Below are 273 nucleotides of genomic sequence, written 5' to 3' on the forward strand. Positions count from 1 at the left end.
ATTGTTTTCTTAGGCTTGATTTCTATGTCGGAGTAATCTATAAATCATATTGTTAACTTCATTCTCCAAGGTTTTTATTTCGTCCTTCGAAGCAATATTCGTATTCAGCCGTATTTGTTCCGGATAAAAGCCTTTTACACTCTTGATAAGCTGTTTAAGCGGATTGATAAAATAAATAGTGATAAAGAAATTGAGCAAAATAGCAAAAATAACCGCTGCCACAATGGATACAATAGCAGGCATCATGGCTCTTTTGGATTTTTCTTTAACAAT

General features: G+C 33.0%; 1 protein-coding gene. It reads right to left on the minus strand.

Translation table 11 applies throughout. The features are described 5' to 3' along the window. Positions 1-9: 9 nt before the first annotated feature. The coding region (locus ACS2QP_RS27705; protein WP_438883055.1) for a hypothetical protein at positions 10-273 on the minus strand (264 nt) is incomplete at its 5' end.

The organism is Bacillus cereus group sp. Bce019 (assembly GCF_051781745.1).
GTDB lineage: Bacteria > Bacillota > Bacilli > Bacillales > Bacillaceae_G > Bacillus_A > Bacillus_A cereus.